Annotated in this window: 15 protein-coding genes; all 15 read left to right on the top strand. The window is 52.8% G+C overall.

Annotated features, from left to right (window positions below; translation table 11 throughout):
- The first annotated feature begins 470 nt into the window (after nt 1-470).
- The 15 genes from Q0X57_RS03860 (at nt 471) to Q0X57_RS03790 (ending at nt 15,239) form a co-directional block, all read left to right on the top strand.
- Nucleotides 471-1,115, top strand: a complete 645-nt coding sequence (locus tag Q0X57_RS03860; protein WP_297727872.1) for a CoA transferase subunit A — start codon at nt 471-473, stop codon at nt 1,113-1,115.
- A gap of 119 nt (nt 1,116-1,234) precedes the next feature.
- On the top strand, nt 1,235-1,627 hold the full coding sequence (locus Q0X57_RS03855) for a hotdog fold domain-containing protein (RefSeq protein ID WP_007364466.1): 393 nt from the start codon (nt 1,235-1,237) through the stop codon (nt 1,625-1,627).
- A 21-nt stretch (nt 1,628-1,648) separates the two neighbouring features.
- Nucleotides 1,649-2,476, top strand: coding sequence for a 3-keto-5-aminohexanoate cleavage protein (locus Q0X57_RS03850; protein WP_297727868.1), 828 nt, complete (start codon nt 1,649-1,651; stop codon nt 2,474-2,476).
- Between the two features lie 60 nt (nt 2,477-2,536).
- Nucleotides 2,537-3,580 carry a zinc-binding dehydrogenase gene (locus Q0X57_RS03845; RefSeq protein ID WP_297727864.1) on the top strand — a complete coding sequence of 348 codons (1,044 nt, stop codon included), beginning with the start codon at nt 2,537-2,539 and terminating at the stop codon, nt 3,578-3,580.
- 88 nt (nt 3,581-3,668) lie between these two features.
- A complete protein-coding gene (ablA, locus tag Q0X57_RS03840; RefSeq protein WP_297727861.1) occupies nt 3,669-4,934 on the top strand; it encodes a lysine 2,3-aminomutase in 1,266 nt (421 codons plus the stop codon).
- A 53-nt stretch (nt 4,935-4,987) separates the two neighbouring features.
- Nucleotides 4,988-6,004, top strand: a complete 1,017-nt coding sequence (locus Q0X57_RS03835) for a hypothetical protein (protein ID WP_297727858.1) — start codon at nt 4,988-4,990, stop codon at nt 6,002-6,004.
- Nucleotides 6,001-7,404, top strand: coding sequence for a DNA mismatch repair protein MutS (locus Q0X57_RS03830; protein WP_297727855.1), 1,404 nt, complete (start codon nt 6,001-6,003; stop codon nt 7,402-7,404). Before Q0X57_RS03835 ends, Q0X57_RS03830 begins: the two co-directional genes overlap by 4 nt.
- A complete protein-coding gene (locus Q0X57_RS03825) occupies nt 7,391-8,962 on the top strand; it encodes a lysine 5,6-aminomutase subunit alpha (RefSeq protein WP_007364496.1) in 1,572 nt (523 codons plus the stop codon). Before Q0X57_RS03830 ends, Q0X57_RS03825 begins: the two co-directional genes overlap by 14 nt.
- Complete coding sequence (locus Q0X57_RS03820; RefSeq protein ID WP_039865118.1) at nt 8,959-9,759, top strand: OAM dimerization domain-containing protein; 801 nt, start codon at nt 8,959-8,961, stop codon at nt 9,757-9,759. Before Q0X57_RS03825 ends, Q0X57_RS03820 begins: the two co-directional genes overlap by 4 nt.
- Before the next feature lie 51 nt (nt 9,760-9,810).
- Complete coding sequence (locus tag Q0X57_RS03815; RefSeq protein WP_007364480.1) at nt 9,811-10,479, top strand: 3-oxoacid CoA-transferase subunit B; 669 nt, start codon at nt 9,811-9,813, stop codon at nt 10,477-10,479.
- A 91-nt stretch (nt 10,480-10,570) separates the two neighbouring features.
- Nucleotides 10,571-11,710: an acyl-CoA dehydrogenase gene (locus tag Q0X57_RS03810; protein ID WP_007364461.1), complete on the top strand. Its 1,140-nt coding sequence runs from the start codon at nt 10,571-10,573 to the stop codon at nt 11,708-11,710.
- Between the two features lie 27 nt (nt 11,711-11,737).
- Complete coding sequence (locus tag Q0X57_RS03805; RefSeq protein ID WP_297727850.1) at nt 11,738-12,523, top strand: electron transfer flavoprotein subunit beta/FixA family protein; 786 nt, start codon at nt 11,738-11,740, stop codon at nt 12,521-12,523.
- A 1-nt stretch (nt 12,524) separates the two neighbouring features.
- Complete coding sequence (locus Q0X57_RS03800) at nt 12,525-13,535, top strand: electron transfer flavoprotein subunit alpha/FixB family protein (RefSeq protein WP_297727848.1); 1,011 nt, start codon at nt 12,525-12,527, stop codon at nt 13,533-13,535.
- Between the two features lie 17 nt (nt 13,536-13,552).
- On the top strand, nt 13,553-14,332 hold the full coding sequence (locus Q0X57_RS03795; protein WP_297727845.1) for an enoyl-CoA hydratase-related protein: 780 nt from the start codon (nt 13,553-13,555) through the stop codon (nt 14,330-14,332).
- A gap of 58 nt (nt 14,333-14,390) precedes the next feature.
- Nucleotides 14,391-15,239: a 3-hydroxybutyryl-CoA dehydrogenase gene (locus tag Q0X57_RS03790; protein ID WP_007364457.1), complete on the top strand. Its 849-nt coding sequence runs from the start codon at nt 14,391-14,393 to the stop codon at nt 15,237-15,239.
- Nucleotides 15,240-15,537: the final 298 nt, after the last annotated feature.

Below are 15,537 nucleotides of genomic sequence, written 5' to 3'. Positions count from 1 at the left end.
GAACTTTCATTTCATTCTTCCGAAGTTTCATTTCATTCTTCCGAAGTTTTATTTCCCGGCTCCGTGGAGGATTTTCGTTTCCCCATGAGCTATTGGGGAAATTCCTCGTGAGAGATCGAACTTAGCGAAGATCTATGAGTGTCAGTAGCGCTATGAAGCCAATTCAGTTGCATTTGATAGTTGAATCTACGGAGATGGAAGATGATACGGTTTATTCGCAAAATCTTCGTACCTTTGAAGAGTTGTACAACGAAGGCTACATAAAGGCTGATACTCACGGTGTCACGAAGAGTATACTATGCGAAGAGTTGCTTGGCTTCACCTCACTCCGAGCGGTTCTGACGCTGTGCTCGTGCCTAGAGGCTTGACGACTCTGTAGCTATGTCGTAATGGTGCCAAGAGCAGGTACCTTGAGCGACCAAAAAAACAATCAACGATAGCAAGTTCAAAATATATAAACACACAGATCTATGAAAAAATCAATCGATAAAGCAGGGCTCAAAGCTAAGCTGCACGATGGTATGTCTATCATGATCGGGGGATTTCTCGCTAATGGGACTCCTGAGCGTATTGTTGACGTGCTGGTCGAGAGCGGGGTCAAGGATCTTACGATGATCGTCAATGACACCTCTTATCCCGACCGTGGCTGTGGTCGTCTCATCGCCAATAAGCAGGTCAAGCACCTGATCGTCTCGCACATTGGTACGAACCCAATGACCGCTGAGCAGATGAACAATGGTGAGCTAGAGGTCGAGTTTAGCCCTCAGGGTACACTAGCTGAGCGTATCCGTGTGGGTGGCTGTGGTCTCGGAGGCGTCCTGACGACGACTGGACTGGGCACCATCATTGCTGAGGGCAAGAAGGTCATCAACATCAACGGACAGGACTACCTCCTCGAGCTACCGCTACGCGCTGACATGGCTTTCATCAAGGGTACTGTCGGTGACGAGACGGGTAACCTCGTATACAAGGGTACGACCCAAAACTTCCAGCCTCTAATGGCGATGGCTGCTGACTGCGTCATCGCGGAGATTGACGAGCTCGTCCCCGTAGGTCAGATTAGCCCCGAGGCGGTACATACCTCTGGCATCTTCGTAGACTACATCTTTGAGTAAGTCGTACGGAAGACTCTATACACACATTTGGAGTGCTGTCGCAGGAGCTCCTGAGTAGGCTCCCCCCCCCTTTAAGACAGGCTCTGACCAATCAATCACTTTAACTTTCCCCAGAAAAAATGGCAAATCCAAAATCAATGATCCGTCTACGTATGTCTAGTGCTGATGCGCACTACGGTGGTAATCTAGTAGATGGTGCTAAGATGCTCCAACTCTTTGGTGACGTAGCTACAGAGCTACTTATCATACAGGATGGCGACGAGGGTCTCTTCTGTGCATATGACAAGGTCGAGTTCCTAGCTCCTGTCTATGCTGGCGACTATATAGAGGCAGTCGGCGAGATTACCCAGGTCGGTAATTCATCACGCCAGATGCAGTTTGAGGCTCGCAAGGTGATCGCTCCACGCACAGATATCAGCGCCTCTGCTGCAGATGTGCTCGCAGAGCCTGTCGTCGTATGCCGTGCACATGGTACTTGTGTAGTACCTAAGAAGTGCCAGCGCAAGTCTTAATCTATACAACTCTCTAAAGCTATGGATAAACTAATCCTAACGGCAGCGATCTGCGGTGCCGAGGTAACCAAAGAGCAGAACCCCGCAGTCCCCTATACGATTGATGAGATCGTCCGCGAGGCTAAGTCCGCATATGATGCTGGAGCAGCTGTCATCCACGTCCATGTCCGTGAGGACGATGGTACGCCGACACAGTCCAAGGCACGCTTTAAGGAGGCACTGGACGCTATCTACAAGGTCATCCCTGACGTGATCATCATCCCCTCGACGGGTGGTGCCGTAGGTATGACCGCTGAGGAGCGTCTACAGCCTACTGAGCTGATGCCTGAGATGGCTACGCTAGACTGTGGTACGTGCAACTTTGGCGATGAAGTCTTTGAAAACACCATCCCTATGATGCGTGCCTTCGGCAAGCGTATGATCGAGAACAAGATCAAGCCTGAGTACGAGTGCTTTGAGATGGGTCATCTAGATACCATCCTGCGTCTAGCTCAGAGAGGTGAGGTACCTGGAGATCCTATGCAGTTTAACTTCGTGCTAGGTGTCTTCGGCTGCACACCCGCTACGGCTGACAATCTAGCTTGGCTGGTCAACAACATCCCTGCAGGCTCTACCTGGACGGCCACGGGTATCGGTCGTCATGAGTTCCCACTAGCAGCAGCTGCTATCGGTATGGGTGGTCACGTACGTGTCGGCTTTGAGGACAACCTCTACCTATCTAAGGGAGTCCTCGCCAAGAGCAATGGCGAGCTAGTCGCTAAGGCTGCACGAATAGCTCATGAGCTGGGCCGTGAGATCGCTAATCCGGCAGAGGCTCGTCAGATCCTTTCACTGGCTCCACGCCACTAAAGGGTATTGATTTTCCCCTATTTACTAATACAATCACATAATCAATCATATCAACTTTATATGCAGAAGAAAGGAAACAAGTATGGCACGCATCGTGTCATCTCCCCTAAGGGCGTGCTCCCACAGCCCGCAGACAAGATCGACAACAACATGGATGAGATCTACGACAACGAGATCCTCATCGATGTACAGACGCTAAACATCGACTCAGCTAGCTTCACGCAGATCGAGGAGCAGGCTGGTGGCGACAAGGCAAAGATCGCCGAGATCATGATGGGTATCGTCGAGAAGCAGGGTAAGCACCGCAACCCAGTCACAGGCTCTGGTGGTATGCTCCTCGGTACTGTCGAGAAGATCGGTGATGCGCTCAAGGGTAAGATAGACCTCAAGGAGGGCGACAAGATCGCTACTCTCGTGTCTCTCTCTCTGACTCCCCTACGCATTGACAAGATCAAGGATATCCGCCCCGACATTGACCAGGTAGACATCGACGGTAAGGCTATCCTCTTTGAGAGCGGTATCTACGCTAAGATCCCCGAAGACCTACCCGAGAACCTCGCTCTCTCAGCTCTAGACGTAGCTGGTGCTCCTGCTCAGGTGGCTAAGCTAGTCAAGCCCGGCGACACGGTCCTCATCATCGGTGCTGGTGGTAAGAGCGGTATGCTCTGCTGCTACGAGGCTAAGAAGCGTGCTGGTGTCACAGGTAAGGTTATCGGCATGTGCCACTCACAGCGTAGTACCGATCGTCTGAAGGCGCTCGGCTTCTGCGACTATGTCTTCTCAGGCAATGCTACACAGCCTGTACCCGTCATGGAGGAGATCGAGAAGCTCACCGATGGTAAGATGTGTGATGTCACGATCAACAATGTCAATATCACCGATACAGAGATGACCAGTATCCTCTGCACGAAGGATGACGGTGTCGTCTACTTCTTCTCTATGGCTACGAGCTTTACCAAGGCAGCTCTAGGCGCTGAGGGTGTCGGCAAGGATGTGACGATGATCGTGGGCAATGGTTACACGAAGGGTCACGCAGAGATCACACTACAGGAGCTTCGCGAGAGTGAGGCGCTGCGTAAGATCTTCACTGAGCTCTATGCTTAAGTGAACCGCTGAGAGATTAGAGTGTATCCAAGACACTCTAATCTCTTAGCCTTTATCGAAATTCAATCCCCTATCAATCACACACACAATGAACGAAAGCAGAAGGAAAGAGTTCTTTCCCGAAGTATCTGACGCTGATTGGAATGATTGGCACTGGCAGGTACGTAACCGTATAGAAACACTGGACCAGCTCAAGAAATATATCAGACTAACACCCGAAGAGGAGGAGGGTGTACGCGAGTCTCTCAAGACGATCCGTATGGCTATCACGCCTTACTATCTCAGTCTGATTGACCCGAACGACCCGAACGACCCTGTGCGTAAGCAGTCGATCCCGACGATCAATGAGCTACACGTAAGCCCAGAGGATCAGCTAGACCCGCTAAGTGAGGATGAGGACTCACCCGTACCTGGCTTGACACACCGCTATCCTGATCGTGTCCTCTTCCTGATCACCGACATGTGCTCTATGTACTGCCGTCACTGCACGCGTCGCCGCTTCGCTGGACAAAAGGACGCTGCCTCGCCTAAGGAGCGCATTGAGAAGTGTATTGAGTACATCGAGCAGACACCTGAAGTGCGCGACGTGCTACTCTCTGGTGGTGACGCTCTGATGGTCAGCGACAAGATGCTCGAGTATATCATACAGCGTTTACGTGCGATCCCCCACGTGGAGATCATCCGCATCGGATCACGTACACCTGTCGTATGCCCACAGCGTATCACTCCTGAGCTAGTACAGATGCTGAGCAAGTATCATCCGATCTGGCTCAATACGCACTTTAACCACCCCAACGAGGTGACGCGCGAGAGTCGTGAGGCGTGCGAGCGTATGGCAAATGCGGGCATACCGCTAGGTAATCAGTCGGTGCTACTACGTGGCATCAACGACTGCCCCTCGATCATGAAGCACCTCGTCCATGAGTTGGTCAAGATGCGCGTGCGTCCATACTATATATATGTATGCGACCTCTCACGGGGTATCTCTCACTTCCGTACGCCAGTCTCTAAGGGTATCGAGATCATTGAGGCTCTACGTGGACATACGTCAGGATATGCTGTACCTACATTCGTCGTAGACGCTCCAGGTGGTGGTGGCAAGACCCCAGTCATGCCAAACTATGTGATCTCTCAGTCGCCTCACCGTGTAGTGCTACGTAACTACGAGGGCGTCATCACGACCTACACCGAGCCTAGCGACTACAAGGAGGAGCCCTGTCAGTGTCCTGACTGTAAGAAAGCTCGTCATGAGGGAGTCTATGGACTCCTCACGGGCGATCGTCTAGCTATGGCTCCTGAGCATCTAGACCGCAAGGAGCGTAGCCGTAAGTGGCGCGAAGCTCACAAGGGATAAAAGCTCCTCACGCCTTTGATTACGTAGCTCTCCTGATACCAAATCAACTACTTATGCCATTCATCGCAAACATAGCTCAGCTCAAGAGTCTCGCTATCGTAGGGACGGCTAAGAATGTGGGCAAGACGGAAAGTCTTAACTACATCCTTGGTGCTCTCCGAGAGAGATACCCAAAGCTACAGCTAGCGTTGACATCAATCGGCATAGATGGAGAGCTACGTGATCAGGTGACACAGACGGACAAGCCTGAGATAACCCTTCACGAGGGGATGCGCTTTGTAACAGCGGAGAACTTCTTTCGCAAGAAGCTCCTTCCAGCTGAAATATTTGACATTGATCGCATCTACTCCTCCTCTATCGGACGGCTTATCTATGCCCGAGCACGTGGTATCGGTAAGACGCTCATCGCAGGTCCCCCCTCGACGGGAGGTCTGCGTCGTGTAGTCACGAGGATGAGGCAGGAGGGTGTCGATCTGACTCTCATCGACGGAGCGCTCTCGCGTCTCTCGCTGGCATCGCCCTCGGTGGCCGAGGGGATGGTGCTGGCTACGGGTAGTGCCTACTCGGCTCAACCCGAGCAGCTCATCAAGCGTATGCGTGAACTGATGCGCCTGATTCGTCTGCCTCAGCTGACCGACAGAAAGCTTGCCGAGCAGCTCGCTGAGGTGGACAAGGGCGTTCGTCTCTTAACCGATGAGGGAGCCGTCGTAGATCCAGGCTTTGCCTCTGCGCTCACCCCTGACATGTGGCGTGATACGACTTGGCTGGCTGAGGGCGATACGCTCTACGTCCCTGGCGTGGTCAGTGATAAGCTACTAAACCAACTGAGACTCATAAAGCGACACAGACAGCTTGTCATCAAAGACTTTACTCGTATCTTTGCATCGGGACAAGCTGTGCAGAGTTATCTAGCTACTGGCAGGGAGATAAAGACTCTATATAGTAGTAAACTTATGGCGGTCACGTTCAACCCTTTAGCCCCATCGGGCTATCGTCTAGACAGTGAGCGCATGTGCGAGCGACTATCCGAGACTCTAGAGGTCCCTGTATATGATGTTAGAAGGCTATGAAAGATCTACGTAGTTGTATAGACCAAATAAGCGGACTGCGCTATGTCGTGGAGGAGATGCACTTCAACTCTTCTCCAGGACGTATGGCTATGCTGGCTACGCCCTGGAGTGTTGAGGTGGAGGCTATTGAGCAGAGACTAGATGAGGTCGCTCGCTACATAGGCTACCTGTCCGACCATGAGCAGCAGAAAGGTATGCAAGAGGTGGCAATCCACCTTTGCGAGCTGATGAATGTGTCGGGCTCTATCGAGACGGTCCGACAGCCTCAGGTCATCTGTAGTGACATTGACCTCTTTGAGATCAAGCGACTTGCGCTCATTGAGGAGAAGGTGCGTAGCCTCGCCGAGCAGTATCATCTAGAGATCTTACAGTGTCACTCACTCACTGAGGTCGTGGATATACTGGACATCGATGGGGAGCGACTACCGAGCTTCTACATTAGCGACAGCTATAGTACGGTGCTACGCTCACTGCGCAAGCAGATGGAGCGTACCTCCGAAGAGACCGAGCGAGATGAACTTGCAGTCCAATGTGCTATCGAAGAGGATCGTGTGCGCAAGCGTCTCACCGAGGCGCTGCACCCCTATGCTGATCAGATAGAGGAGGCGCTTATGGCTTTGGCTCAGATAGACAAGCTACACGCTATCGCTCAGTGGGCTGTAGCACATGGGTGTTGCCGTCCTAAACCGATACGCTCTGGCGAGAGCACTCTAACAGATCTGATACACCCAGAGGTGGCTTACCATCTAGCTGAGCGACAGGACAGATTCCAGCCAGTGACGATCTCTTACTCCGATCAGCCCACGCTCATCACGGGGGCTAATATGGCGGGTAAGAGCGTTCTCCTAGCTTCCATAGGACTGGCGCAGTGTCTCATGCAGTTTGGTTGCTATGTAACGGCTCAGCAAGTTCGGCTGGTGCCTGTGGATGAAGTAATCTTCTCCATCGGAGATGACCAAGATATTAAGTCGGGTCTCTCCTCCTATGGAGCTGAGATGCTACGCCTCAATCGAATCATTGAGTCGGTCAAGGAAGGCAAACAAGTCCTAGCACTCATTGATGAACCAGCTCGCACGACCAATCCCGAGGAGGGTCACGCTCTGGTGAGTGCACTCGTACAGCTCTTCGCTCAGTATGCTGTGCGAGCTATCATCACGACACACTATAGTGGTATCTTGGGGCGATGCCACAGATGGAGAGTACGGGGCTTCGTGGAGGAGCGCCTACGCAAGCCTCTTGAGATCAACCAGCTCAATCGTTGTATCGACTACTCTCTCATACACGACACCCAAACCGATGCGCCTCACGAGGCTCTCCGCATAGCAGAGATACTAGGCATGGATAGGGAGCTATTAGATTTATGCGAAAAGAACTTAGCAACAAAGAATGAAGACAAGTAAAGTAGGTATAGACTTTGCCAAAGTGGACAAAGCACGCAATGCTGCCGGCGCTATCGCCGAGGAGGTGCAGAGCTTTGTTGACCGCTATACGACTGTGACGGTCGAGCGCACGCTCTGTCGCTTCGTCGGGATTGACGGAGTGGATGAGCATGACGTGCCTCTGCCCAACGTCGTCGTGACACACATTAAGGAGCAGGAGGCTCTATCAGACGGAGCTTTCTTTTACCTTGCCAACGCAATGCTTGCTACGGGTATGGATCCACAGCAGATTGCCGAGGGAGTGGCTCGTGGAGAGATAAACTTGACTCACTATCCAGCACGCACGCCACAAGAGATAGCCGATGTACTAGAGCCATACATCCTCAAGGGTATGCAGCGCATCGTCGAGCATAGAGAGCGTCGTGAGAATTACCTCAAGACGATCGGTGAGGGACCTAAGCCCTACCTCTATGTAATCGTCGCTACGGGTAATATCTACGAGGACGTGATCCAGGCGCAGGCTGCTGCACGACAGGGTGCTGATATTATCGCTGTGATCCGTACTACGGGACAGAGCTTGATTGACTACGTTCCCTACGGTGCTACGACCGAGGGTTTCGGTGGTACCTATGCGACGCAGGAGAACTTCCGCATTATGCGCAAAGCGCTTGACGAGGTAGGTGAGGAGCGTGGCAAGTACGTGCGTCTCTGTAATTATTGCTCTGGTCTCTGTATGCCAGAGATCGCCATCATGGGAGCTTTCGAGGGACTGGACGTCATGCTTAACGATGCGCTCTACGGTATCCTCTTCCGTGACATCAATATGCAGCGCACGATCATTGACCAGTATACCAGTCGTGTGATCAATGGCTTCGCAGGCGTCATCATCAATACGGGTGAGGACAACTACCTCACGACGGCTGACGCTATTGAGCAGGCGCACACGGTCCTTGCGTCTGACTTCATCAATGAGCAGTTTGCCCTACGAGCTGCACTTCCCGAGGAGCAGATGGGTCTAGGACACGCCTTCGAGATGGATCCGATGACCGAGAACGGTTTCCTCTTCGAGCTCGCACAGGCTCAGATGACGCGTGAGATCTTCCCCAAGGCTCCGCTCAAGTATATGCCTCCTACGAAGTTTATGACTGGAAACATCTTCCGTGGTCACATACAGGATGCACTCTTTAATATAATCGGTATCTGGACGCATCAGGGACTACAGCTCCTTGGTATGCCGACGGAGGCTATCCATACGCCTTTCATGAGCGACCGCTTCCTCTCAATCGAGAATGCACGATACATCTTCAACAATATGCGCTCCATCGGAGACGAGGTTGAATTTAAGGAGGGTGGTATCATCCAGAGCCGTGCTCGTGAGGTACTAGACAAGACGCTAGACCTCCTCGAGGAGATCAAGGGCGAGGGACTCTTTACCGCGCTCTCTAAGGGTATCTTTGCAGATATCAAGCGTCCTCTGGATGGAGGACGTGGGTTGGACGGTGTCAAGCCAAAGAGCGAGCGCTACTACAACCCAACACTGGAACTAATGAAGAACCGTAAGATACAAGGCAAGCTATGAGTGGAGGACTATATTCAATGGAGGCGAAGGACTTTGACCGCACCCTCGACCTCTCACAAGTAAAGCCTTACGGCGATACCATGAACGATGGTAAGGTACAGCTGAGCTTCACGCTGCCTGTACCTAAAGGGGCTGAGGCCGAGGAGGCTGCTAAGCTCCTACTTAAGGAGATGGGACTACAAAACCCGATGGTTGTCTTCTCTGAGGAGTTGACCAAGGGCTTTACCTTCTTCAATTGTTATGGTAGTTGCACCCATACGGTTGACTACTCCAACATTTACGTGCCCAAAGTCGAGTCGACCACCTGGGGCATGGAGGAGACCGACGAGTTCATCCGCACACACATCGGACGTAAGCTGGTCGTGCTAGGAGCTAGTACAGGAACCGATGCCCACACGGTCGGTATTGATGCAATCATGAATATGAAGGGCTTCGCAGGTCACTACGGTCTGGAGCGCTACGATATGATCGACGCTTACAACCTCGGTAGTCAGGTTCCCAACGAGGAGCTCATTGCCAAGGGTATTGAGATGAATGCCGATGCTCTTCTCGTCTCGCAGACTGTCACGCAGAAGGATGTACACATCAAGAACATGACCGAGTTCATCGAGCTTGTCGAGGCTGAGGGCTTACGCGACAAGATGATCATCATCTGTGGTGGACCACGTATCTCGCACGAGCTAGCCAAGGAGCTAGGCTTTGACGCTGGTTTTGGAGCCAACACCTTTGCCGATGATGTAGCTTCCTTCATCTGCCAGGAGATCGTTCGTCGCAAAGAGGCTGCCGAAGGCAAGTAGTACTCAGCCTGCTATAACTAAGAAGTAATATAAATCAAGGTATAATACGATATGGAACTAGACAAGAATCAAGTCAGAGAGGTTATCGCCAAGCGCGTAGCCCTAGAACTAAAGGATGGCGATGTCGTCAACCTCGGCATCGGTCTACCCACGATGGTACCCAACTATCTTAAGCCTGGTGTGCATGTGATGCTACAGTCTGAGAATGGTATGATCGGTATGGGTAGCGCTCCAGCTGCAGGTCAGGAGGATCCCCTCTGGATCAATGCTGGTGGTGGTGCTATCACCGCTGTGCCTGAGGCTGCCACCTTCGATAGTGCTACCTCCTTTGGTATCATCCGTGGAGGTCACGTGGATGTAAGCATCCTCGGTGCACTACAGGTCGATGAGGCTGGTGACCTAGCTAACTGGATTATCCCTGGCAAGCTCGCTCCCGGTATGGGTGGTGCTATGGATCTGCTCGTAGGTACCCGCAAGGTGATCCTTGCTATGACTCACACTGCAAAGGGCAAGGCCAAGATCCTCAAGAAGTGTACTCTGCCACTGACAGCAGCTGGTCAGGTAGACCTCATCATCACCGAGCTCTGCGTCATCGAGGTGCGCAAGGGTCAGGGACTCTACGTCACAGAGATCCGTGACGGCGTCACACGTGAGGAGATAGAGGCAGCCACCGAGGCTACGCTACACTACGTGGACGATGTCAAGCCCATGCGTCAGTAGTCCTACGACACTACTTCTAGAGCCTGCCGCCTTCGGGCGACAGGCCTTATCAAGCAACAACACACTATTATAGACAATCATATTTCAAACTATGGACTTTAGTAAGACCCCACAAGAGGAGCTATTCTTGCAAATGATCAGAGAGTTTGCAGAGAAAGAGGTCAAGCCTCTCGCTGCAGAGATCGATGAGCAGGAGCGCTTTCCCATCGAGACTGTTCAGAAGATGAGCAAGCTGGGCATTATGGGTATCCCCATTCCCAAGGAGTACGGAGGATCAGGCTCTACCGTACAGATCTACACGATGGCTGTCGAGGAGCTCAGCCGTGTCTGTGCTACCACAGGCGTTGTCGTCTCTGCTCACACATCACTATGCTGTGATCCTATCATGAGCTTTGGTACGGAGGAGCAGAAGCAGCATTATCTACCTAAACTAGCCTCTGGTGAGTGGATCGGAGCATTCGGTCTCACGGAGCCCAATGCTGGTACAGATGCTTCCGCACAGCAGACCTTTGCTGTCGAGGAGGAGGAGTGTTACATACTCAATGGTAATAAGATCTTTATCACCAATGCTGAGTACGCTCACGTCTACATCATCTTCGCTATGACGGACAAGAGCAAGGGCAACAAGGGCATCTCAGCCTTTATCGTTGAGAAGGACGACCCCGGCTTTTCTGTAGGTAAGCATGAGCTCAAGCTCGGTATCCGTGGCTCCGCTACGTGCGAGCTGATTATGGAGAACTGCCGCATCCCCAAGGATCGTCTCCTCGGCAAGGTAGGCGGTGGCTTCAAGGTAGCTATGCACACCCTCGATGGCGGACGTATCGGTATCGCTGCTCAGGCTCTCGGTATCGCTCGTGGCGCTATGGATGAGACTGTCAAGTATACGAAGGAGCGCAAGCAGTTCGGACGCAGCATTGCCAAGTTCCAGAACACGCAGTTCCAGCTAGCAGACCTCAAGGCTCGCATTGACTGCGCTAGCCTGCTCGTACGTCGTGCAGCTTGGTGCAAGGACAATGGTCTCTCGTACAACCTAGAGGCAGCCGAGGCTAAGCTCTTCTGCGCTGAGACCGCTATGGATATGACGACAAAGGCTGTACAGTTCCACGGTGGCTACGGTTACACCCGTGAGTATCCTGTAGAGCGTATGATGCGTGATGCTAAGATTACCGAGATCTACGAGGGTACCAGCGAGGTACAGCGTATGGTTATCGCAGCGCACCTACTCAAGTAATGACCCCTTAGGACACTTATTAGACATATGAAGATTATAGTATGTATCAAGCAGGTACCCGATACCACTGAGATCAAGCTTGACCCCGTCAAGGGCACTCTGATCCGTGATGGCGTACCCAGCATTATGAACCCCGACGATAAGGGGGCACTCGAGCAGGCTCTGCTCCTCAAGGATCAGTTTGGTGCTGAGGTGAGCGTCATCACCATGGGACCGCCCCAGGCTACCGCCATCCTTCGTGAGGCTTTCGCTATGGGTTGTGACAAGGGTTACCTCATCACCGACCGCCGCTTCGGAGGTGCTGACACCCTCGCTACCAGCTACACCATTTCTCAGGCACTCAAGACGATCGACTACGACATCGTCCTAGCAGGTCGTCAAGCTATCGATGGTGATACAGCTCAGGTAGGTCCTCAGATCGCTGAGCAACTAGACCTGCCTCAGATCACCTACGTAGAGCATGTAGACTATGATGGCAAGAAGACCCTGACCGTCATGCGCAATGTCGAGGAGGGACACGAGACCCTAGAGGTCGATACCCCCTGTATGCTCACCTTCCTAGCATCAGCTTATGAGCCTCGCTACATGAATGTCCCCGACATCATGACCGCCTTTGACAAGGAGATCACTACGCTGACCGCTGATAGCTTCCCCGTTGAGGAGGAGCGTCTAGGACTCAAGGGCTCTCCCACGCGCGTCAAGAAGTCCTTCACCAAGGGTGCCAAGGCTATGGGTACTCTCTACGAGGATCTGACTCCTGAGGAGGCTGCTGATTTGATTATCGAGAAACTTAAAGAGAAATTCATCATCTGATATGGATAAGACACAGTATAAAGGAATTCTAGTCTTCGCTGAGCAACGTGAAGGCGTCATCCAGAATGTAGCCTTTGAGCTCATCGGCAAGGCTCGTGATCTAGCCGATCAGATCAACGAACAGGTCACAGCCATCCTATGTGGCTATCAGGTCAAGGGGCTATCAGACCAGCTCATCCATGCAGGTGCTGATCGTGTACTAGTCGTCGATGACCCCAATCTCAAAGATTATCTCACCGAGCAGTACGCACAGGCAGTCTATCATATCATCACCGTTTACAAGCCTGAGATCGTCCTCTTTGGTGCTACCACCATCGGGCGTGACCTTGCTCCTCGTCTCTCTGCGCGTCTACGCACTGGACTCACGGCAGACTGTACGTCTCTAGAGATCGGTGAGGATCGTAACCTCATGATGACCCGTCCCGCTTTCGGTGGTAACCTTATGGCAACCATCCTCTGCGATCAGAATAGACCTCAGATGTCTACCGTACGCCCAGGTGTCATGCGTCGCAAGGCTGACGACAAGACACGCACTGGCGAGGTCGAGGAGGTCAAGGTACCCTTTGACGAGCGTCGCTTTAAGGTACGTCTCGTTAACAAGAAGCACGAGACCAAGAATATGGTCGACATCACCGAGGCTAGCGTACTCGTATCTGGCGGACGTGGTGTAGGTACCGACGGTGGCTTTGATAAGCTCAAGGCTCTAGCACAGACCATCAAGGCTGAGGTCTCCTCCTCACGTGCTATGGTTGATGCGGGTATCATCGGACATGAGAGACAGGTCGGACAGACTGGTAAAACCGTACGTCCTGACATCTACTTCGCATGCGGTATCTCAGGTGCTATCCAGCACCTCGCTGGTATGGAGGAGTCGGAGTACATCATTGCCATCAACAAGGATAAGTTTGCTCCCATCTTCCAGGTAGCCGACCTCGGTATCGTAGGCGACCTGCACAAGGTACTGCCCGTCCTCACTGAGCGTCTCAAGACGCTTCAAGCTAACAAGAAGTAAAAACACCCTACACTGCCATGACAGACTTCCAGACCATACATTATAGTGTCAGTGCCAATGGGCAGATCGGTACCCTAACGATTGATCGCCCCGAAGCACTCAATGCACTATCTACGCAGGTACTCAGTGAGCTAGAGATCGTCATCGATCAGATCGCTCAGGAGCGCACTCTGCGCGTCCTCGTCATCACAGGAGCTGGACGCTCCTTCGTTGCGGGGGCTGACATCGCTGAGATGGTAGAGCTAACGCCCGAGGAGGCACTCGCCTTCGGAGAGCACGGCGCTCGTGTCTTTCGCAAGGTAGAGCTACTCTACTGCCCCGTCATAGCTGCGGTAAACGGCTTTGCACTCGGTGGTGGCTGCGAGCTTTCCCTAGCGTGCGACCTACGTATCGCCAGTGACAAGGCTAAGTTTGGTCAGCCCGAAGTCGGTCTAGGCATACCCCCAGGCTTCAGTGGCACACAGCGTCTACCCCGTCTCATCGGGGCAGGCGCCGCCAAGGAGCTCATCTACACCGCACGTGTCGTCAAGGCAGACGAGGCGCTCACTCTAGGACTGGTCAACCGTGTCGTAGAGTCCGACGCCCTCATGTCCACCGTGACCGAGCTGGCTGAGGAGATAGCGAGCAAGTCGCCACACGCCGTAGCGATATCCAAGCGTGCTATCAATCGGGGGCTGCAGAGTGATATAGATACAGGCATTGCCATCGAGAACGATCTCTTTAGCAACGCCTTCGCACATCCCGAGCAGCGCGAGGGTATGTCCGCTTTCTTAGAGAAGCGCAAACCACAATTCTAAAACTTACTAGAGCGTGTCGCCACCCCTGCGGCACGCTCTATTTTAAACCAATCACTTTATGAAAATAGTCGTATTAGGCAATGGCACCATGGGTGCAGGCATCGTGCAGACGATGGCGCAGAAGGGTCTCGCCGTCACGATGAAAGGACGTAGCAACGAGTCACTAGACCGTGCTATGCAGCGTATGAACAAAGGGCTCAACCGCCTCGTCGAGAAGGGCAAGATGACCGCCGACGATCTCAAGCAGATCATCGGACGCATCACCGTCACGACAGACTATGCCGACATCGCTCAGGCTGATCTCGTCATCGAGGCTATCTCTGAGGAGATGGAGGTCAAGAAAGAGATACTCCGCGAGATCGATGGTCTCGTCCAGCCCTCAGCAATCTTTGCTACAAACACCTCTTCGCTCAGCATCACCGAGCTAGCCAGCGTCACCAAGCGTCCTGAGCAGGTCATCGGTATGCACTTCTTCAACCCCGTACCTGTCATGAAGCTCGTTGAGGTCATCAGTGGTCAGTGCACCTCTGAGCAGACACTCCAGACGACCCTCACACTCTGTGAGCAGCTCGGCAAGACAGCCGTCAGAGTGAGCGAGGCTCCAGGCTTTGTCGTCAACCGTATCCTCATCCCGATGATCAACGAGGCTATCGGTGAGTATGCCGATGGCGTAGCCACCGTCGAGGAGATCGATACCGCTATGCAGCTCGGCGCTAATCACCCTATGGGACCGCTCGCACTGGGCGACTTCATCGGTCTAGACGTTTGTCTAGCTATTATGGAGGTGCTCAACAACGAGTACGCCGATCCTAAGTACCGTCCACACCCCTTGCTCCGCAAGATGGTTCGTGCCGGACAGCTCGGACGCAAGAGTGGCAAAGGCTTCTACGACTACTCCAAGAAGTAGCCGTCCCCCTAGAGGTCGGCTCTATCGCTTCAAGTCCAAAGCTAAACGCTATAGCTAAGCACTAGAGCCACACACCTGCATCAATGAGGGAGTATCACCAGCAGTGGTGGTACTCCCTCTTTTTGCACGCCTCGCTCTGCCCCCTCAAACCTCTAATCTGGGGTAAAGGTCAAACTGGTCGGTGAAATGGATCTATAGCTCATCTCGCACTTGGGTTGGGTTAGCGTAGGCTTAAGGAAAGATAATCGAGTAGGTCGGGAAACGAAAGTTTTCTGACCTACTTTCGTTTCCTTCCCTC

This window comes from uncultured Porphyromonas sp. (assembly GCF_947254915.1).
Lineage (GTDB): Bacteria > Bacteroidota > Bacteroidia > Bacteroidales > Porphyromonadaceae > Porphyromonas.
Note: the sequence above shows the minus strand (reverse complement) of the source record. Positions and strands in the feature narration are given on the sequence as shown.